General features: G+C 73.7%; 20 protein-coding genes. 12 read left to right on the top strand and 8 right to left on the bottom strand.

Translation table 11 applies throughout. The features are described from left to right. Positions 1–20: 20 nt before the first annotated feature. Both ABZU53_RS19845 and ABZU53_RS19840 read right to left on the bottom strand, forming a co-directional pair. Positions 21–1,643 carry an acetolactate synthase gene (locus ABZU53_RS19845; RefSeq protein ID WP_355066967.1) on the bottom strand — a complete coding sequence of 541 codons (1,623 nt, stop codon included), beginning with the start codon at positions 1,641–1,643 and terminating at the stop codon, positions 21–23. 82 nt (positions 1,644–1,725) lie between these two features. After that, on the bottom strand, positions 1,726–2,499 hold the full coding sequence (locus ABZU53_RS19840; RefSeq protein WP_355066966.1) for an enoyl-CoA hydratase-related protein: 774 nt from the start codon (positions 2,497–2,499) through the stop codon (positions 1,726–1,728). 98 nt (positions 2,500–2,597) lie between these two features. Between ABZU53_RS19840 and ABZU53_RS19835 the strand changes: the two genes are divergently transcribed. From ABZU53_RS19835 to ABZU53_RS19825, 3 genes are all read left to right on the top strand, one after another. Next, complete coding sequence (locus ABZU53_RS19835; RefSeq protein WP_354855204.1) at positions 2,598–3,065, top strand: DUF6232 family protein; 468 nt, start codon at positions 2,598–2,600, stop codon at positions 3,063–3,065. A gap of 134 nt (positions 3,066–3,199) precedes the next feature. Further along, positions 3,200–3,682, top strand: coding sequence for a DUF6232 family protein (locus ABZU53_RS19830; protein WP_234581355.1), 483 nt, complete (start codon positions 3,200–3,202; stop codon positions 3,680–3,682). Next, positions 3,679–4,050, top strand: a complete 372-nt coding sequence (locus ABZU53_RS19825; protein WP_355066965.1) for a hypothetical protein — start codon at positions 3,679–3,681, stop codon at positions 4,048–4,050. The genes ABZU53_RS19830 and ABZU53_RS19825 overlap by 4 nt, the downstream gene beginning before the upstream one ends. A 25-nt stretch (positions 4,051–4,075) precedes the next feature. Here ABZU53_RS19825 and ABZU53_RS19820 read toward each other — a convergent pair whose 3' ends face one another. Further along, complete coding sequence (locus ABZU53_RS19820; protein ID WP_355066964.1) at positions 4,076–5,599, bottom strand: alpha/beta fold hydrolase; 1,524 nt, start codon at positions 5,597–5,599, stop codon at positions 4,076–4,078. Between the two features lie 78 nt (positions 5,600–5,677). Between ABZU53_RS19820 and ABZU53_RS19815 the strand changes: the two genes are divergently transcribed. After that, the gene (locus ABZU53_RS19815) at positions 5,678–6,406 is read left to right on the top strand and encodes a hypothetical protein (protein WP_354855201.1); all 729 of its coding nucleotides are present in this window, start codon (positions 5,678–5,680) and stop codon (positions 6,404–6,406) included. 32 nt (positions 6,407–6,438) lie between these two features. Here the strand turns inward: ABZU53_RS19815 and ABZU53_RS19810 are convergent, their stop codons facing one another. Continuing rightward, entirely contained in the window at positions 6,439–6,897 is a 459-nt protein-coding gene (locus tag ABZU53_RS19810; RefSeq protein ID WP_355066963.1) for a rhodanese-like domain-containing protein, read from the bottom strand. A gap of 71 nt (positions 6,898–6,968) precedes the next feature. Between ABZU53_RS19810 and ftrA the strand changes: the two genes are divergently transcribed. Then, on the top strand, positions 6,969–7,982 hold the full coding sequence (gene ftrA / locus ABZU53_RS19805; RefSeq protein ID WP_355066962.1) for a transcriptional regulator FtrA: 1,014 nt from the start codon (positions 6,969–6,971) through the stop codon (positions 7,980–7,982). A 40-nt stretch (positions 7,983–8,022) separates the two neighbouring features. Here the strand turns inward: ftrA and ABZU53_RS19800 are convergent, their stop codons facing one another. Then, a complete protein-coding gene (locus ABZU53_RS19800; protein ID WP_355066961.1) occupies positions 8,023–8,919 on the bottom strand; it encodes a ribokinase in 897 nt (298 codons plus the stop codon). Between the two features lie 10 nt (positions 8,920–8,929). Then, positions 8,930–9,772 (bottom strand): ABC transporter ATP-binding protein, encoded by an 843-nt coding sequence (locus tag ABZU53_RS19795; protein ID WP_234581363.1) that lies wholly within the window; start codon positions 9,770–9,772, stop codon positions 8,930–8,932. A 131-nt stretch (positions 9,773–9,903) separates the two neighbouring features. Between ABZU53_RS19795 and ABZU53_RS19790 the strand changes: the two genes are divergently transcribed. Together ABZU53_RS19790 and ABZU53_RS19785 are read left to right on the top strand one after the other, a co-directional pair. Next, on the top strand, positions 9,904–10,911 hold the full coding sequence (locus ABZU53_RS19790; RefSeq protein WP_355066960.1) for an ATP-binding cassette domain-containing protein: 1,008 nt from the start codon (positions 9,904–9,906) through the stop codon (positions 10,909–10,911). After that, positions 10,908–11,924 (top strand): ABC transporter permease subunit, encoded by a 1,017-nt coding sequence (locus tag ABZU53_RS19785; RefSeq protein ID WP_355066959.1) that lies wholly within the window; start codon positions 10,908–10,910, stop codon positions 11,922–11,924. The genes ABZU53_RS19790 and ABZU53_RS19785 overlap by 4 nt, the downstream gene beginning before the upstream one ends. A 136-nt stretch (positions 11,925–12,060) precedes the next feature. Here ABZU53_RS19785 and ABZU53_RS19780 read toward each other — a convergent pair whose 3' ends face one another. After that, positions 12,061–13,236: an ROK family transcriptional regulator gene (locus tag ABZU53_RS19780; protein WP_354855196.1), complete on the bottom strand. Its 1,176-nt coding sequence runs from the start codon at positions 13,234–13,236 to the stop codon at positions 12,061–12,063. Positions 13,237–13,401: 165 nt separating this feature from the next. Between ABZU53_RS19780 and ABZU53_RS19775 the strand changes: the two genes are divergently transcribed. The 4 genes from ABZU53_RS19775 (at position 13,402) to ABZU53_RS19760 (ending at position 16,745) form a co-directional block, all read left to right on the top strand. Further along, the gene (locus tag ABZU53_RS19775) at positions 13,402–14,856 is read left to right on the top strand and encodes a glycoside hydrolase family 3 N-terminal domain-containing protein (protein WP_355066958.1); all 1,455 of its coding nucleotides are present in this window, start codon (positions 13,402–13,404) and stop codon (positions 14,854–14,856) included. A 134-nt stretch (positions 14,857–14,990) separates the two neighbouring features. Beyond that, the gene (locus ABZU53_RS19770; RefSeq protein WP_355066957.1) at positions 14,991–15,593 is read left to right on the top strand and encodes a hypothetical protein; all 603 of its coding nucleotides are present in this window, start codon (positions 14,991–14,993) and stop codon (positions 15,591–15,593) included. After that, entirely contained in the window at positions 15,590–16,084 is a 495-nt protein-coding gene (locus tag ABZU53_RS19765) for a DCC1-like thiol-disulfide oxidoreductase family protein (RefSeq protein ID WP_355066956.1), read from the top strand. The genes ABZU53_RS19770 and ABZU53_RS19765 overlap by 4 nt, the downstream gene beginning before the upstream one ends. Continuing rightward, positions 16,047–16,745 carry a TetR family transcriptional regulator gene (locus ABZU53_RS19760; protein WP_354855192.1) on the top strand — a complete coding sequence of 233 codons (699 nt, stop codon included), beginning with the start codon at positions 16,047–16,049 and terminating at the stop codon, positions 16,743–16,745. Before ABZU53_RS19765 ends, ABZU53_RS19760 begins: the two co-directional genes overlap by 38 nt. A 241-nt stretch (positions 16,746–16,986) precedes the next feature. Here the strand turns inward: ABZU53_RS19760 and ABZU53_RS19755 are convergent, their stop codons facing one another. Then, positions 16,987–17,649 (bottom strand): GNAT family N-acetyltransferase, encoded by a 663-nt coding sequence (locus ABZU53_RS19755; protein ID WP_354855191.1) that lies wholly within the window; start codon positions 17,647–17,649, stop codon positions 16,987–16,989. A 201-nt stretch (positions 17,650–17,850) separates the two neighbouring features. Between ABZU53_RS19755 and ABZU53_RS19750 the strand changes: the two genes are divergently transcribed. After that, positions 17,851–18,039 carry a DNA repair protein gene (locus ABZU53_RS19750; protein WP_355066955.1) on the top strand — a complete coding sequence of 63 codons (189 nt, stop codon included), beginning with the start codon at positions 17,851–17,853 and terminating at the stop codon, positions 18,037–18,039. Positions 18,040–18,087: the final 48 nt, after the last annotated feature.

Here is an 18,087-nt window from a genome sequence, read left to right as displayed (position 1 = left end):
ACGGCGGCGGCGGGTGCGACTCAGGCCAGGTTCGACGAGCGGGGGTACGCGTCGGTCGGGTCGGTGAGCACGTTGACGAGGTACGGCACTCCGGCGTCGAACGCCCGCTGCAGGGCCGGCTGAAGGTCGGCGGCCTTCGTGACCATCTCCCCCGCGCCGCCCAGCGCGCTGACCACCGTGTCGTAGCGCAGCTCGGGCTGGAGGTCGGCGGCGACGTCGTAGCCGTACATGGCCCGCATCGGGTGCTTCTCCAGCCCCCAGATGCCGTTGTTGCCGACGACGATCACCACCGGCAGCTTCTGCCGGACCAGCGACTCGACGTCCATCAGCGAGAACCCGGCCGCGCCGTCGCCCATCAGCACGCAGATCTGCCGGTCCGGGTGGCTGACCCGGGCGCCCATCGCGTAGCCCATGCCGGTGCCCAGGCAGCCGTACGGGCCCGGGTCCAGCCAGGTGCCGGGCTGGGCCGGCTCCAGGTACCGACCGGCGTACGAGACGAAGTCGCCGCCGTCGCCGATGGTGATCGCGTCGCGGGCGAGCACCCGGCGCAGCTCGCCGTAGACGCGGGCCGGACGGATCGGGTCGGTCTCGGCGGCCATCTCGGCCGCGTCGCGGGCGCGGGCGGCGTCCTCGGCGGTACGAAGGTCGGCGATCCAGCCGCTGTGGTCGGCCCGGTCACCGGCGTGGTCGGCCAGCGCGGAGAGGATCAGGCGCAGGTCACCGGCGGGGGCGACGGCCGGCTGCACGTGCGTGGCGCGCTGACTGGGCGCGTCGACGATGTGCACGACCTTGGCGTCGCCGAAGTCGCCGAAGCTGAGCCGGAAGTCCAGCGGCGTACCGACCACCACGACGACGTCGGCGCCGGAGAGCGCGGCGCGGCGGGCCTTGGCGAAGGCGAGCGGGTGCTCCGGGGGCAGGGAGCCGCGGCCCATCCCGTTGGTGAAGACCGGCACCTGCAACGCCTCGGCGGCCTCGCGCAGGGCCGCCACCGCGTCGCCCGCGTACACGTCCGAGCCGGCGATGATGACCGGCCGCTGCGCGCCGGCGATCAGCGTCGCGGCCCGGCTGACCTCGTCCGGGTCCGGTTCGACGGCGTCGACGCCGGACGGCGCGGGCAGGTCGGTCTCGGCGACCGAGAAGACCGTCTCCAGCGGGAAGTCCAGGAAGACCGGGCCCCGGTGCGGGGTGAGCGCGGCGGTGAGGGCGGCGCCCACCGCACGCGGGATGTCGTCGGTGCTGAACACCGTCTCGGCGTGCTTGGTGACCGGGGCGACCAGCGGCAGGTGGTCCATCTCCTGGAGACTGCCCGACCCCCACCGGAAGGCGGGTGCCCGGCCACCGAGCACCAGCACCGGGGACGCGTTGAAGAAGGCGCTGGTCATGCCCGAGATGCCGTTGGTGACACCGGGGCCGGCGGTGAGCACGGCGAGGCCGGGACGGCGCTGGAGCTTGGCCACCGCCTCGGCGGCGAAGACCGCGGACTGCTCGTGCCGGACGTCGTAGATCGGGAAGTCGGCCTTGTGCGCGGCGTCGTACAGCGGGAAGACGTGCCCGCCGGACAGCGTGAACATCTCCCGTACGCCGTGCGCGCGTAGTGCCGCGAGGGCCAGCTCTCCGCCGTGACCCTCGATCCGCTCCGTCATTCGCCGCTCCCCTTCGTCGCTCATGACCGAGGCCCCACGCTACTGGCCGGTAGGAGCAATGTGAACCGTTCTCGGCTAATCGTCAGCGGCCGGTGAAGTCCGGCTTGCGCTTCTCGACGAACGCCGCCATGCCCTCGCGCCGGTCGTCGGTCGCGAACAGCGCCGCGAAGAGCTGACTCTCCCAGGCCAGGCCGGAGTTCAGGTCCATGTCCAGGCCGCCGTCGACCGCCAGCTTCGCCGCGCGCAGCGCCTGCACCGGCCCATTGAGGTACGGCGTGATGAGCGCGACCGCCGCGTCGTACACCTCGGCGGCCGGGGCGACCCGGTCGGCCAGGCCGATCCGCAGCGCCTCCTGGGCGTCCACCATCCGCCCGGACATGATCAGATCCTTCGCCCGCGCCGGCCCGACCAGGCGGGCCAGCCGCTGGGTGCCGCCCGCACCGGGGATGATGCCCAGCTTGATTTCCGGCTGGCCGAGCTTGGCGTCCTCGGCCACGACCCGCCAGTCGCAGGCCAGCGCCAGCTCGCAGCCCCCGCCGAGGGCGTACCCGGTGATCGCGGCGACCACCGGCTTGGGGATCCGCGCGATCGCGCCGAGCGCGCTGGACAGGGCCGCCGCCCGGTCGGCCATGTCCACGTAGGACATCTCGGCCATCTGCTTGATGTCCGCGCCCGCGGCGAAGACCTTCTCCCCGCCGTACACGATGACGGCACGGACCTCGGGGTCGGCGGTGGCCGCCGTGGCGGCGGCGCGCAACTCCTCCTGCACCTGGGTGTTGAGCGCGTTCATCGGCGGCCGCTCCAGCCGGATGGTGCCGATGCCGTCCCTGGTCTCCAGCCGAACGAACTCGCCCACGCTGCCCTCACTTCCTCGTCGAAGTCGCGTGCCAACCTTACGACCCGGCTCGTTGGGGTAAGTAGTGTGGTGTCAGCCCCGCGGGCGGGAGTCCAGCCATGATCACGTATTACGACGACAGGTCGGTGCAGGTCACCTCCACCGCCGTCCAGGTCGACGGCCGCAGCTACTCGCTGGCCGAGATCACCATGGTCTGGCACCGCCGGGGCAGCCGCTCCTGGCGGGTGCTGGTCGGGCGGGGCGCGCTCGGCGCCGCGCTGGCCGGCCCGCTGGTCGCGGCCGTGCTCGGCATCGGCCTGGCCGCCTGGCTGCACCGCTCCCCCACCGTGACGATCGCGATCGTCGGCGCCTCGGTGCTGGTCGGGCTGGCCGTCGGCCCGGTCGCCGACTTCCTCTTCGAACACCTGGACCGCTCGTACGCCAGGGGCAGCCGGCAGATGGAGATCTGGGCCCGCTGGCGGGGCCAGCCGGTGCGGTTGCTGCACACCGGCGACGCGCTGCGCTTCGGGCAGATCTACCGGGCGGTGCAGCGCGCGATGGAGCACACCCAGCCCGCCCGCCGCTAGCCCGCCTCCCTTCGCGGATCTTGGACAGTTTCCGTCAACCGCTGACGGAAACTGTCCAAGATCTCGTTCGGGATCGCGGCCGTTGTCGCCGCCGCGCATGCGCGCGAGTTGCCTGTCGGCGGTTAGGCTTAGTGATGACCCTCTATTACCGGGACGACGCGGTGCAGGTGACCTCCGAGTCGATCCGGGCGGGCGGTCAGGTGATCGCCCTGCCCGACGTGACGTTCGTCTGGCACGAACGAGGGCAGAAGACCCTCGCCGTACGCGGCCGGGTGCTGGGTCGCGGTGTGCTGGTCCTGCTGCTGTCGCTGCCGCCCCTCGTCGCGCTGGTCTGCGTCGTCTCGCTGGCCTGGTCGGCACAGGATCGGGGCAACTGGCAGCTGGCGCTGATCATCCTGGCCGCCTGTGCGGTGGGGGCGCTGGCACTGGCCCCGTTCCTGGAGATTCCCCTCGGCTGGCTGGACCGCTCGTACGAGCGCGGCAGCCACGTGCACGAGCTGTGGGTGCAGCACCACGGTCAGGAGCACATGCTGCTGCGCACGCCGGACGCGCTACGGTTCGGGCAGATCTACCGGGCCGTGCAACGCGCCGTCGAACAGCAGGGGGACCATCGATGACCACCCGTCGCGGCGAGGCCGTCGCGCTCGCCGGGCTGCTCGCCACGGCCGGCGTCACCCACCTGCTGCGCCCCGGCTTCTACGACCCGATCGTGCCGCGTGCGCTGCCCGGGGCGGCCCGCTTCTGGACGTACGCCAGCGGGATCGCCGAGCTGACGGTGGCGGCGGCGGTGGCACACCCCGCCACCCGACGGGCCGGCGGTCGGGCCGCCGCCGCGCTGTTCGTCGCCGTGCTGCCGGCCAACGTGAAGATGGCGGTGGACTGGCGGCACCGGCGGCCGTCGAAACGGGCCATCGCCTACGGCCGGGTGCCGATGCAGGTGCCACTGATCTGGTGGGCGCTGCGCGTCGCCCGCGCCGGCCGCTAGACCCCTCGCCGGGCGGAGCATCTGGTCAGCGCAACGGCAGGGTGGTGGCGATCGGCCAGCCCACCAGGACGGCGCCCACGAGGGCCGGCAGCCAGCGCGGGGTGGCGTACCGGCGCAGCACCGCCGCCCACAGCACGTGCCAGCCGAGCAGCACGGCGAACAACGGCACCACCAGCAGCACGAACCCGGGTGCCGGGCCGAGCACCGCCGACGTGCTCAACACGAGCACGGTGACCGCGACGACCAGCAGGCGACGCCAGGTCCGGCCGGCCGCGACCTGCTCGACTCCCAGCAGGAACAGCAGGCACGCGGCGATCACGACCGGGAGCAGCCACCAGCGGGCACCGACCGGCAGCGCCGAGGTCAGTCCGAGGTGGATCGGCAGTGCCACGGCGAGAATCGCGTACGCCGTCAGCGCCAGCGCCGCGACCGCGGTCCGTGCCGGCGTACGACGACCGGTCTCGTCGACGGCCACGCCGGGCGCTCGCGTCGCTGCGGGCAGCCAGCGTTGGCCACCGCCCACCAGTACCCCGCTGACCAGCAGGAAGCCCGTGACGTAACCGCCGACCGCGAGCGGGAGACGGTTGGTCGGCAGGACGGCCGCGACGGCCGCCGCGAGACCGCTCGCGAGGACGGCCAGCCCGAGCAGGGCGAGACCACGCAGCGGCGCCCCGCCTCCCGCCGACGCCGTTCCCCCGCCGGCCCGCCGGCCCAGGAGCAGGGCCGCCAACGGGACGACGCCGACGGCGAACGCGAACACCAGCAGCCCCGCCCCGGCGAGCCGGACGAGCGGTCGGGGCGACGCGGCCCCGTCGACGCTGGGCAGCCAGTCGGCGATCTCCTCGTGGGTACGCGGGGCGAAGAGCACCGAGATGTGCTCCACACCGGGCACCACCACCGCTGGCCGTCGGCCCACCGCCGCCCCGCGCCGCACGGCGTCGTCGGCCGCGCGCCGGAACGCGGGGAACTCCGCGCCGCCGACGATGAGCAACAGCTCCGCCGGGTGGCCCGGAGGCAGTTCGCCGGCGTCGGGCAGCGAGATCGCCACCGTCCGGGCGATCTCCGGGTGCCCGGCCGCGTACCGGGTCACCGCGCCCGCGCCCATCGAGTGTCCCACCAGCATGATCTGGGCCGGGTCCACATCCGGCTGGGCGCGCAGGTATCCGACCGCGGCGTCCAGGTCGGCGGCGAGCGTCGCGGGTGGCATGTCGGGGCCGAGTCGGGCCGGATTCGCGCCGTGCCCGGCGAAGTCGAACAGCAGCGCCACCGCTCCCCGGCGGGCCACGGTGTCGGCGATCGGGCGCATCAGCCGCGCCGAGCCGGCGAATCCGTGCGCGATCACCACGCCGGGCCGCCGCGCGTCAGGTGTCGGCGGGCCGGCGCGTACCTCGGTCATCGGCACGCCGCCGACGGTGACCTGCCGCACGGAGAGGCCGGCGTCCGCGCGGACCAGCACCGCCGTGCCGAGCGCGGCGGCCAGCGCCGCGAGCACGGCGAGCAGGACGGCCGCCCGGGTGCTCGGCGGGTGGTGCGGCGAGGGGGCCGACATGCCGGCACCCTACCGCCGCAGGCCGCGCCGACGGTCGCCCGCGAGCGGTTGTGGCGGGGCCGACGCACACTTGGTCCCATGGCGATTCCCCTCCCCACACCGACCGCCGTGGTCGGCCTGACCCGCTCCGCCCTCGACCAGGCGCTCGGCTCGGCAGCCTCGTTCGCCGCCGTGCCCGCCCGCGCGTTCGCGGTGCTCGACGGGGTGGAAGCGCTGCTGGCCAGGATCAACGGCGTGGTGGATCGGATCGAGACGACCCTGGACCGGACCGATGCGGTGCTCACCGACGCCGAGGCGGCGGTCCGCGAGGTCGCGGTGATCAGCGCCGCCGCGACCACCGCCATCGACACCGCCAGCGAGGTGGCGACGGCCGCCGCCGTGGTGGTCACCGAGGCCGAGAAGGTCGCGCACGTCGCCGGCACGGTGGTCACCGAGGCCGAGGCGGTGGCCGGCAGCGCCGCGGTCACCGTGGGCACCGCCGCGCAGGCGGCGACCACGGCGGCGGAGTTGCTGGCGGCGTACGAGCCGGCGCTGCGGCGGGCCGCGCCGATGACCGGGAGGTTCGTCGAGGAGCTGAGCCACGAGGAGATCACCGCGGCGATCCACCTGATCGACGAGTTGCCCAAGCTCAAGGAGCACCTGACCGCCGACATCCTGCCCATCCTCGCGACGCTGGACCGGGTCGGGCCCGACCTGCACGACCTGTTGGACGTCACCCGTGATCTCAAGCTCGCCGTGGCGGGCATCCCCGGCCTCGGCATGCTGCGGCGACGCGGCGAGAAGCTCAGCGACGAACCCGCCGGCTGAGCCCACGCCCCGCCTGGCGGGCCGTAGCCGGATCAGCAGTCGCAGGTGATCGTCGCCCTCGGTGCGGTCAGATCGTCGACGGGACGTCGGGTCACCCCGGTCTCCGTCTCCACCGGCAGCCCCTCCCGTACCCAGTACTCGAACCCGCCGAGCATCTCCTTGACCGGAATACCGAGCCGGGCGAACTCCAGCGCCGCCCGGGTCGCCCCGTTGCAGCCCGGCCCCCAGCAGTAGGTGACCACCGCCGTACCCGTGGGGATCAGGCCAGGCGCCCGGGCGGCGATCTCGGCGGTGGGCAGGTGCACCGCTCCCGGCAGGTGCCCCTGCGCCCAGCCGGTCACCCCCCGGGAGTCGACCACCACGAGCCCGGGGGTACGGGCGGCCAGGTCGGCGTGCACGTCACTGACATCGGTCTGGACGCTGAGTCGGGCGAGAAAGTGGGCGGCTGCGGCGTCCGGAGCGGCTGGCGGGACGGCGAAGGTGAAGGTCATGACACTGATCGTGGCCGTGCCCGGCGGCCGGGACGAGTGGCGGGAACGACGTCCTGCGCTAACATCCCGCCATGCCGAACAGCGCACGCCGGCTGCCGACGCCGCGACAGCCGGCCGCCGGTCACCGCGTCGCCGTGCTCGCGTACCCGGGAATGTCGGTGTTCGAGACCGGCATCGTCACCGAGGTGTTCGGGCTGCCCCGCCCCGAGTTCGACGTCGACTGGTACGACCTGGTGATCTGCGCCGAGAAGCCGGGGCCGGTCCCGGTGGTCGGCGGAGTCAGCCTGCACACCCCGTACGGCCTGGCGGAGCTGGCGGCGGCGCGGACGGTGATCGTGCCCGGCGTGCCGGACGTGACCGCCGACCCGTCGCCCGCGCTGGTGGCCGCGCTGCGCAGGGCGCACACGCGCGGTGCCCGGATCATGTCGATCTGCTCGGGCGCGTTCGCGCTGGCCGGTGCCGGGCTGCTGGACGGTCGGCGAGCCACCACCCACTGGCGGTACGCGGAGCTGCTGGCGCGGCGGTACCCGCGCGTCGAGGTGGACCCGGACGTGCTCTACCTCGATGACGGCGACCTGCTCACCAGCGCCGGCAGTGCCGCCGGACTCGATCTCAGCGTGCACGTGGTGCGGCGTGACCATGGCGCGGCCATCGCCAACGCGGTCGCCCGCCGGTTGGTGATCCCTCCGCACCGCGACGGCGGACAGGCCCAGTTCGTCGAGGCGCCGGTGACCGCCGACCCGGGCGACGACCGGATCGCCGCCAGCATCGAGTGGGCGCTCGCGCACCTCGCCGAGCCGCTGAGCATCGCCCGGCTCGCCGGGCGGGCACACATGTCACCGCGCACCTATCTGCGGCACTTCACCCGAGCCACCGGGACCAGCCCGATCCGGTGGCTCATCGACCAGCGGGTCCGGGCCAGTCTGGCGCTGCTGGAGGAGACCGAAGCCCCGATCGAGCAGATCGCCGGCGCGGTGGGCTTCGACACCCCGGTCACCTACCGCCACCACTTCGGGCGGATCATGCTGACGTCACCGTCGGCGTACCGGCGGGCCTTCCGGACGGGAGACGGCCGGCCGGCGTGACGTGGCCGGGCGCGTCGACGTCGCGGTGCTCGACGACGGGTCAGCCCGGCGCGTACAGCGCGTCGATCTCGGCGCGTTGCGGCAGTGCCACCGAGGCGCCGAGCTTGCGTACGCAGGCCGCGCCGGCCGCCGCCGCCCAGCGCACCGCGTCGACGACGTCCCGCCCCTCGCCCCAGCCGACCGCCAGCGCGGCCGTGAACGCGTCGCCGGCCGCTGTGGAGTCGACCACGTCGACCCGGACCGCGGGCACGTGCACCTCGGCGCCGTCGCGGTCGACGTACCAGGCGCCCGCGTCACCGAGGGTGAGAACGGCGCGGGGCACCAGGTCGAGCAGCGCGCGAGGCTCCTCGCGGCCCCGACCGGTGAACGCCTGCGCCTCGCCCTCGTTGACGACCAGCAGGTCCACCGCCCCGAGCAGCTCCGGTGGGAGGTCCCGGGCCGGTGCGGCGTTGAGGATCACCCGGGTGCCGGCGGCCTGGGCGGCCAGCGCGGCGGCGGTCACCGTCTGCACCGGGATCTCCAGCTGGGCGACCAGGACGTCCGCCCCGCGTACCGTCGCCAGTTCCTCGTCGGTGAGGCCGACCAGCGCGTCGTTCGCGCCGGGGGTGACCAGGATGGCGTTCTCCCCCTGCGCGTTGACCATCACGAGCGCCACACCGGAGGTGCCGTAGACCACCCGCAGGTGGCCGGTGTCCACGCCGGCCGCCGTGATCCGGGCCCGCAGCGTCACGCCGAACGCGTCGGAGCCGATCGCGCCCAGGAAGGCGCAGGAGGCGCCGGCCCGGACCGCGGCGATGGCCTGGTTGGCGCCCTTGCCACCGGGCACCATCACGAATTCGGTGCCGAGCATGGTCTCGCCCGGTCGGGGCAGCGACGGCGCCATCGCGACCAGGTCCATGTTGGCGCTGCCGACCACCACCACCCGGGTCTGCGACACGGTCGCCCGCTCAGGCGGCGCGCGCGGTGTAGCGGTCGCCGGACCGCTCGACCACCAGCGGCAGACCGAAGGTCTTGGAGAGGTTGTCGCCGGTCACCGTCTCGGCGAGCAGACCCTGGGCGACGACGGCGCCCTCGCGCAGCAGCAGCGCGTGGGTGAACCCGGGCGGGATCTCCTCAACGTGGTGGGTGACGAGCACCATGGCGGGGGCGTCCGGGTCGTACGCCAGCTCGGCCAGCCGGGTGACCAGGTCCTCGCGGCCACCCAGGTCGAGCCCGGCGGTGGGCTCGTCGAGCAGCAGCAGCTCCGGATCGGTCATGAGTGCCCGGGCGATCTGGACGCGCTTGCGTTCGCCCTCGGAGAGGGTGCCGTAGCGGCGCTCGGCGAGGTTGCCGACGCCGAGCTGGCTGAGCAACGCCCGCGCCCGCGCCTCGTCGCCGCGGTCGTAGCTCTCCCGCCAGCGCCCGACCACCGACCAGGCGGCGGTCACCACCACGTCGCTTACCTGTTCGTCGGCGGGCACCCGCTCGGCGAGCGCGGCGGTGGAGAGCCCGATGCGGGTACGCAGCTCGTTGACGTCGGTGCGGCCGATGCGCTCACCGAGCACGTGCGCGACGCCGGTGGTGGGGTGCAGCCGGCCGGCGGCCAGGTTGAGCAGGGTGGTCTTGCCCGCGCCGTTGGGGCCGAGCACCACCCAGCGCTCGTCCAGCTCGACCCGCCAGGTCAGGTCCTGCAGCAGCGCGGTGCCGGAGCGGCGTACGCCGACGCTGTCGAGGCTGACCACCAGATCCGGGTCCACGGGTGCGGCGGCAGGCGCGGCGCCGGCAGCGCCGGGGATCAGGTCACCAGTCACCCGACCATCCAACCACGCAGCGCCGGGGCGCCCCCCATGGGCGGCGCCCCGGCCATAGGGTGAGGCACCGTGTCGTTGATCACCACAGCCGGAGGACGACCCATGCCCGATCGACGTACGGAGCCGCGCGGATGAGCGCGGTCATCGAAATCGAGGGTCTGCGCAAGACCTTCCGCAGCATGCGCCACGGCAGAAGGGTGGCGGTCGACGGGTTCGACCTGCTGGTCGAGGCCGGGCAGATCCACGGCTTCCTGGGGCCCAACGGCTCCGGCAAGACGACCACGCTGCGCGCCCTGCTCGGGCTGGTGCGGGCCGACGGCGGGCGGATGACGGTGTTCGGCGAGCCGTCGCCCGAGCTGCTGCCCCGGGTGGCCGGTCGGGTCGGCGCGATCGTGGAGAGTCCGCAGTTCTTCGGCAACTTCACCGGGCGCCGCACGCTGCGGCTGCTGGCGCGCGCCGGTGGGGTGTCGATCTCCCGCGTGGACGAGGCGCTGGAGCTGGTGGGCCTGCGCGACCGCGGCGACGAGCGGGTGAAGGGTTACTCGCTGGGCATGAAGCAGCGCCTCGCGGTGGCGTCCGCCCTGCTGAAGGATCCGCAGCTGCTCATCCTGGACGAGCCGGCGAACGGCCTCGACCCGGCGGGCATCCGCGAGATGCGCGACCTGATGCGGTCGCTCGCGGCGGCCGGGGTGACCGTGCTGGTGTCCAGCCACATCCTGGGCGAGATCCAACTGATCTGCGACCACGTCACGATCATCTCGCGCGGGCAGCGGGTGGCGGCCGGCCGGGTGGGCGAGGTGCTGGCGGGTCACGACCGGCACGAGTTCCTGGTCCGGGTGGCCGAGCCGGTCCGTGCCGCCGAGCTGCTGCACGCGGCGGAGCTGACGGCTGCCGTCGAGGGTGACGCGCTGGTGGTGAGCGGGGCGACCGATCCGACGGTCATCAGCCGGGTGCTGGGCGAGCAGGGGCTGTGGGTGAGCGAGCTGACGCCGCTCCGGCCCGATCTGGAGAGCGTCTTCCTGGAGCTGACCGGCGCCGGCGAGCATCCGTCGGTGCCCCGCCAGGTCGACGACTGGGCGCCGCCGTCCGGCGCCGACGGCGCCGTGATCGATCTCGACGTACGGGGAGTGGACGCGTGAACCTGGTCCGGGCCGAGTTGGAGCGGCTGTCCGCGCGCCGCTTCGTGCAGCTCATGGTCGTTCTGCTGGCGCTGGCGTTCGCCGTCACCGCAGCGACCACCCTGGCCGGCTCGCACCGGCCGACCGCCGACGAGCTCAGCTCGGCGCGGGCGCAGGCCATCGCGGCGCGGCAGAACATGGAGGCCACCCACCAGCAGTGCCTGGCCCGGCAGGACGCCGGGATCTCGCCCGACGACACGGGCGACTACTTCCCGGACGACTGCTCGGAGCTGGACCCCATCCGGCAGGACCGGTTGCCGATCGCGGCCGACTACCTGCCCGGGGTGTTCAGCTTCGCCCAGCAGGCCCGCCCGCTGCTGTATTTCCTCATCGCGTTCCTGGTGCTGTTCGGGTTTCTGGTGGGCGCCTCGTACATCGGGGCGGACCTGAACTCCGGTGGGGTGGTGAACCTGCTGCTGTGGCGGCCGCGTCGGCTGACGGTGCTCGCCACGAAGCTGGGCACCCTGCTCGGGACGGTGTTGGCGCTGGCCGTGGCGGCGTCGCTGGTCTACCTGGCCACCTTCTGGGTGATCGGGCAGACCGCCGGGCTGGCCGGTCAGCTCGGTGACGACTTCTGGCGCTCGCTGGCGGCCGTGCACGGCCGCGGCCTGGTGCTGGTGCTGTTGGCCACCGCCGTGGGCTTCGCGATCGCGACGCTGGGCCGGCACACCTCGGCGGCGCTCGGCGCGGCCGCCGCGTACGCGGTGGTCTGGGAGCTGGGCGCCCGGCTGGTGCTGGAGATCGTCGATGCCCGACGGCCGGACCAGCTGATGCTGTCCAGCCACATCGGAGCGTGGCTCAACGGCGAGGCCCGTTTCTGGGACGCGCAGCGCTGTCGGGGCAACAGCGGCAACGGCTACTGCGAGGGCTTCTACAGCCTGACCTGGGGGCCCGCGCTGGTGGTGCTGCTCGTGATCACCGGCGGGTTGACCGTGGCGGCGTTCGCCGTGTTCCGTCGCCGCGACCTGATCTAAAGGGGCCGGGCCGGGTCACCCGCACCGCGCCGGGTGACCCGGCGGCTCGCCGCGCGGGGCCCGGCGACAGCCGGCAAGACCTTGCAGCTCGACGGGCTGCGGTGAAATATTCCTTCACATGACCGCCCCAGCGGGCTCAGCCGACGGTGGAGCCGAACACCTCGTCGCGGACGGCGTCCAAGGCGGTGCGCAGCGCGCCGCGCAGGATCGGCTCCTCGGTGAGGCCGGTGGGCACCACCCGTGGCCGGACCAGGGTGATGGCCGCGACCTCCCGCTGCACCCGGTCGGCGAGCGCTGCCCCGCCGGCCTGGCCAACCTCGCCGGCCAGCACGACCAACGGCGGGTCGAGCACCACGCAGGTGCTGGCCACGCCGAGCGCGAGCCGACGGGCCAGCTCGTCGAGCATCGGGCCGCCCGCAGCGCCGTCGGCGACGGCCGCGCGGACGGCCTCGGCGGCGTCGGTGTCCGGGTAGCCGTGCTCGCGGGCCACCGCGCGGACCGAGTCGCCGCCGATCACCTGCTGGAAGGCCGGCTTGGCACGCCGCGAGACGTCGCGCGGGATCGGCGCTCCGGGCACCGGCAGGTAGCCGATCTCGCCGGCCGCGCCGCTGCTGCCGTGGTGCAGGCGACCACCCAGCATGATCGCCAGGCCGACGCCGGCGCCCACCCAGACGAGGACGAAGTCGGCCACGCCCTGTGCCGCGCCGGACTGCGCCTCGGCCACCGCGGCCAGGTTGACGTCGTTCTCGAAGACCACTGGCGTGTGCAGGTCGTCGCGCAGCGCGGCGAGCAGACCGCTGTGCCAGCGCGGCAGGTTGAAGGCGAAGGTGATGTCGCCGGTGTGCGGATCGACCAGGCCCGGCGTGCCGAGCACGATCCGGCGGACGCTGCTGAGCTGCGCCTGAGCGCTGCTGGCGGCCTGCACCACGGCGTTGTGCACCACGCCCACCGGGTCGTCGGTGTCCCGCGTCGACTGCTCCACGCGGCCGATGACGGCGCCGGTGATGTCGGCGCAGGCGGCCACCACGCGGTCCGGCCCGACGTCCACCCCGACGACGTGGGCGCTGCTCGGACGCACCGCATAGAGCTGGGCGTTCGGCCCTCGCCCGCCGGCCTGCTCGCCGACCCGGCTGACCAGGCCGCGCTCCTCCAGCCGCTCGACGAGTTGCGAGGCGGTGACCTTGGACAGCCCGGTCAGCTCGCCGAGCCGGGCCCGGGTGAGCGGCCCACGCTCCAGGAGCAGTTCCAACGCCGCGCGGTCGTTGAGCGCCCGCAACAGGCGGGGGGTGCCGGGCAGCCGGGTCGCACTCATGCCACGTCCTCTAGTTTTAGTAAACTTTGCTAACTGTAAACCGACCTGCGAACGGGTAGCCGTAGCGTAACGGCCACCCCGAGGCAGAGTGCTCGGCCGACCCGGCAGGGCGACGACCACCGCGGGTACGACGTTCGTGCCCGGGGGACCGAAGGGGGAGATCACGTGGGGCTCGATCCAGGACTGCGTCGGCTCGCGCTGGGCACGCTGCTCGCCGCGTACCCGGGACCGGTCCCGCCGGACTGGGCGGTCGACCTGGTGGCCGACGGGCTGGCCGGGCACACCCTGTTCGGCACGAACGTGCACGACCCCGCGCAGGTGGCGGCGGGCACCGCCGCGCTGCGCGCCGGCCGGGCGGACGTGCTGATCGCCATCGACGAGGAGGGTGGCGACGTGACCCGGCTGGCACATGCCACCGGCAGCCCGTACCCCGGCAACGCCGCACTCGGCGCGGTCGGCGACGTGGCGCTGACCCGACAGGTCTACCAGTCGATCGGCGCCGAACTGGCCGCGCTCGGCATCACCGTCAACCTCGCCCCCACCGTCGACGTGAACACCGCCGACGACAACCCGGTGATCGGCACCCGCTCCTTCGGCGCCGACCCCGTCCGGGTGGCCGCCCACTCGGCCGCCGCCGTGAACGGCCTGCAGTCCGCCGGCGTCGCGGCCTGCGCCAAGCACTTCCCCGGCCACGGCGCCACCAGCACCGACTCCCACCACGAACTCCCCACTGTGGACGTACCGCTGGAGTTGCTGCGCCAGCGGGACCTGCCGCCGTTCGCCGCGGTCGTCGCCGCCGGGGCGCGTGCCGTGATGACCGCGCACATCCGGGTGCCGGCGCTGACCGGGGACGACCCGGCCACCTTCAGCCGGGCCGTCCTGGTCGACCTGCTGCGTACCGAGTACGGCTTTACCGGCACGGTGATCACCGACGCGCTGGAGATGAAGGGGGCCGCGGTGGCCGCCGGGGGTGTCGGGCCGGCCGCGGTCCGGGCCCTGTCGGCCGGCGCCGACCTGCTCTGCATCGGCGCGAAGGTCGACGCCGCGCTGGTCGAGCGGGTGGCCGCCGAGATCGTCGAGGCGACCGCCGACGGTCGGCTGCCGATCGCCCGGGTCGAGGAGGCGGGCGGCCGCGCCGCCGCGCTCGCCGCCTGGACCCGGGCCGCCGGCGGGTCACCGACCGCCGCGGACTCCAATCTGGGGTACGCGGTGGCGCGCCGGGCGGTGCAGGTGGAGGGGGTGCTCACCGGCTTGGATGAGCCGCTGGTGGTGCAGTTGCACACCGAGTCCACCATCGCCGAGGGACGGGTGCCGTGGGGCCTCGGCCCGCACCTCGACGGCACGCGGGAGATCCGGGTGATCGCCAGCGAGACCGACCCGGCCACGCTGCGCGGGTTGGCCGGGGATCGTCCCATCGTGCTGGTCGGACGGCACCTGCACCGGCTGTCCGGCGGCCCGGAACTGATCGCCGACCTGGCGGCCCAGCACCCGGTGACCGTGGTGGAGATGGGCTGGCCGGCCCAGTGGCGCCCAGTGGGCGTACGCGCCTTCGTCACCACCTATGGCGCGAGCCACGCCAACGGCCGCGCGGCGGCCGAGGCCCTCGGCCTGGCTCACTGAGCCTCGACGCCGTCCGGTCGGGCTCCAGGGCTCGACCGGACGGCGCGCTCAGCGCCGCGCCACAGTGTCCACAGTCACTGATCGCCACTTCTTGAACATGTTCAATACCCGCTCTAGGCTGACGTCGTCGGTAGTTGAACACGTTCAAGGAAGGCGTCCACATGGACATCAAGGTCTGGATGTACGTGATCTACCTCGCGGTCAGCGTCGGCCTGACCATCTGGGTGGCGCGGGCGCTGTCCCGCAACGGGCAGGTCTTCCTGGAGGAGGCGTTCGCCGACGAACGACTCGCCCGAGCGGTCAACAGCCTCCTGGTGGTCGGCTTCTATCTGCTCAACCTCGGCTACGTCACGGTGGCCATGAAGCACCCCGACCCGGTGCTCACCACAAGTGAGGCCATGGAGGAGCTGTCCCTCAAGATCGGCCTGGTGCTGCTGGTGCTCGGCGCGCTGCACTTCTTCAACGTCTTCGCGCTGGGCCGCTACCGCCGCAACCGACTCCGCCAGCTCGCCACGCACCCGCCCATCGCACCGATCGGCCGGCTCCCCATGCCGCCCGCACCGCACGGCGCACACCCGACCGCGCCCTATCCGGTCGGAGCGCAGCCGGTCGGGCCCTACCCGACCGGACCCCAGCCGGTGGGACCACAGCCGGTGGGACCACAGCCGGGCACCGCACAGCCCCGCGCGGCACAGCCCGGCGCCGACGGGCCGGGAACCAACCCCGTGACCCGATGACCGCCGCACCGGTCGGCGGGCCCGCCGGGCCTCCGGATCCCACCGCGTTCTCCGGCGGTGGGGTCCGGGGGTTCACCGTCCTGTTCGACGCGAACTGCCCGCTCTGCCGGGCCGCCCGCCGGTGGCTCGCGTCCCGCGCCCAGCTCGTACCCCTGGAGTTCGTGCCGGCCGGCTCGACCGAGGCCCGGCGGCGCTTCCCCGGCCTGGACCACGACGCGACGCTGCGTGACCTGACCGTCGTGGCCGACACCGGCGAGGTGTACGCGGGCGACGGCGCCTGGTTCGCCTGCCTCTGGGCGTTGGCCGACCACCGGTCGGCGGCCGAGCGGCTGTCCCGGCCGCATCTGCTGCCGCTGGCCCGGCAGGTGGTGGCGACCGCCTCCGCGATCCGGGAGCGGGTTCGCGATCCGTGGGCCGAGCCGATGGACGAACCGGCGGGATACCGTGACCCCGATGACCGAGCAACCTGCGCCGACGACCACTGCGGGTGAACCTGCGACCGCCCGGGGCGAGCAGACCCGGCAGCTGATCCGGGACACCGCGATGCGACTGTTCCGCGAGCGCGGCTACGCCCAGACCACGATGCGGGCGATCGCGCAGGAAGCCGGCGTCGCGGTGGGCAACGCCTACTACTACTTCGGCTCGAAGGACCACCTGATCCAGGAGTTCTACGCCCAGTCCCAGGTCGAGCACCGGGCGAAGGCCCAACCGGTGCTCGACCGGAAGGAGGCGTTCGCCGATCGGCTGGCCGGGGTGCTGCATGCCGGGATCGACGTGCTGACCCCGTCACACGCGTTCGCGGCGACCTTCTTCAAGACCGCGGCCGAGCCGACCTCTCCGCTCAGTCCCTTCTCCGCCGAGTCGTCCGGCCCCCGGCAGGCGGCGATCGACCTGTTCGCCGAGGTGCTGACCGGCTCGACCGCCAAGGTCGACGCGGAGTTGCGCCCGCAGCTGCCCGAGCTGCTCTGGCTGGCGTACATGGGCGTCGTCCTCTACTGGGTGCACGACCGGTCACCCGGTCAGGTCAAGACCCGGCAGTTGATCGACGGCGTGGTGCCGCTGATCGACCGGCTGGTCGCGTTGTCGCGGCTGCGGGTGCTCCGCCCGGTGACCCGACAGGTACTCGACCTCATCCGCACGCTGCGTCACTGACCGGTTCACACCCGCAACCCGGCTCCGCCGCAGGTCAAGTCCGCTATTCGACACTCCGACCCAACAGCTCGCACCTTGCACCGGGCAGATTCGATACGTAGCGTGATCGACATCGGATCGACCCGTCAGCGACGCGGCCGACCGCCCGAGAACCGGGGCCTGGGGGCAGGTTGCGGACCGTGGATCCGGCCCGGGATCCACGGTCCGCGCACTGAGACCGGCGCCCGACGGCTGCCCCGTCTCACCGCGGATAGACCCCGTACGCCCGCCAGCCCCGGTCCGGGAAGCCCGCCGCCTCCGCGACCCGGGCCGAGGCGTGGTTGTCCTTCTCGTGCAGGTACGTCGGCACCGCGCCCTCGTCTAGGACCCGCCGTGCCGCCTGCGCCACCAGGCGACGCGCGAGGCCCCGACCCCGAGCGGCTGGCGCGGTGCCGATGGCCAGTTCGTGCCCGTACGCGTCGTGGCGTTTTATCCCGGCTCCGGCGAGGTAGGTGCCGTCCACGTCGCGGACCACGAGCACCGGCCGGTCGAACAGCCGCAGCCAGGCCGGCAGGCCAGGGGCGGTCGACTCGGTCCACTCCCCCACGTCGGGCAGTGGCGCGGGAGCCAGACTCCAGCGGAACGGGCCGTCGTGCACACAGAAGGTGGGCAGTCCGACGGCCTCCGGCAGCGCCGCGAGCATGCGCTCCGGAGCGCGCTTGACCAACGCCCGGATCGCCGCCACCCGGTCCGGCGCGACGGAGAGCACCGCGCTCCGACCGGTGTCGACGGCGAGGGCCGGACGCAGCCGGCCGTCCCAGGCCGGCTGGAGCCGGCGATGCGAGGCGACCACGTGCAGCCCCGGGCCGGCCGGCCACTGGCCGAGCCAGGAGGCCAGGTGCAGCTGCAGCAGCCGGTTGAGCATGCGTACCTCCCGTCGCCGGACACGTCGTGGATCACCGTACGCGCAGCGGCCCGACCGGGCGGGCCTTCCCGTCGGGGCCGGATCGCCCGGGGTCACGAATGCGCCGGGCGCCGTGCTGCCCGAGATGCGGGAACCGGGTAGCGAGATCGACCGTCATAGGTATTTCCATACATGGACACCTTTCTTTGGGACGGTATGGTCATGCCGATTCAGCCGAACGACCGCTTCCACCAGGACCCCACGCGACTCTGGCAAGCAGCGGAGGCCGCCGGAGCCCGTCCGGCCCAACCGCGCTACCGGGTGACCCGCACGACGGGCGCCCTGTCCTGGGCGAAACTGAACAAGCTGCCGGCCGGCAGCTCCAGCCGGCACGGCCTCAACACCCGCTGAGGCGCCGGCCAGGCCCGGACAGCGCCGAAGGCGGCCTCTGCCGGTGGT

The sequence above is a fragment of the Micromonospora sp. NPDC005194 genome (assembly GCF_040608335.1).
In the GTDB taxonomy this organism is placed as follows: Bacteria; Actinomycetota; Actinomycetes; order Mycobacteriales; family Micromonosporaceae; genus Micromonospora.
Note: the sequence above shows the minus strand (reverse complement) of the source record. Positions and strands in the feature narration are given on the sequence as shown.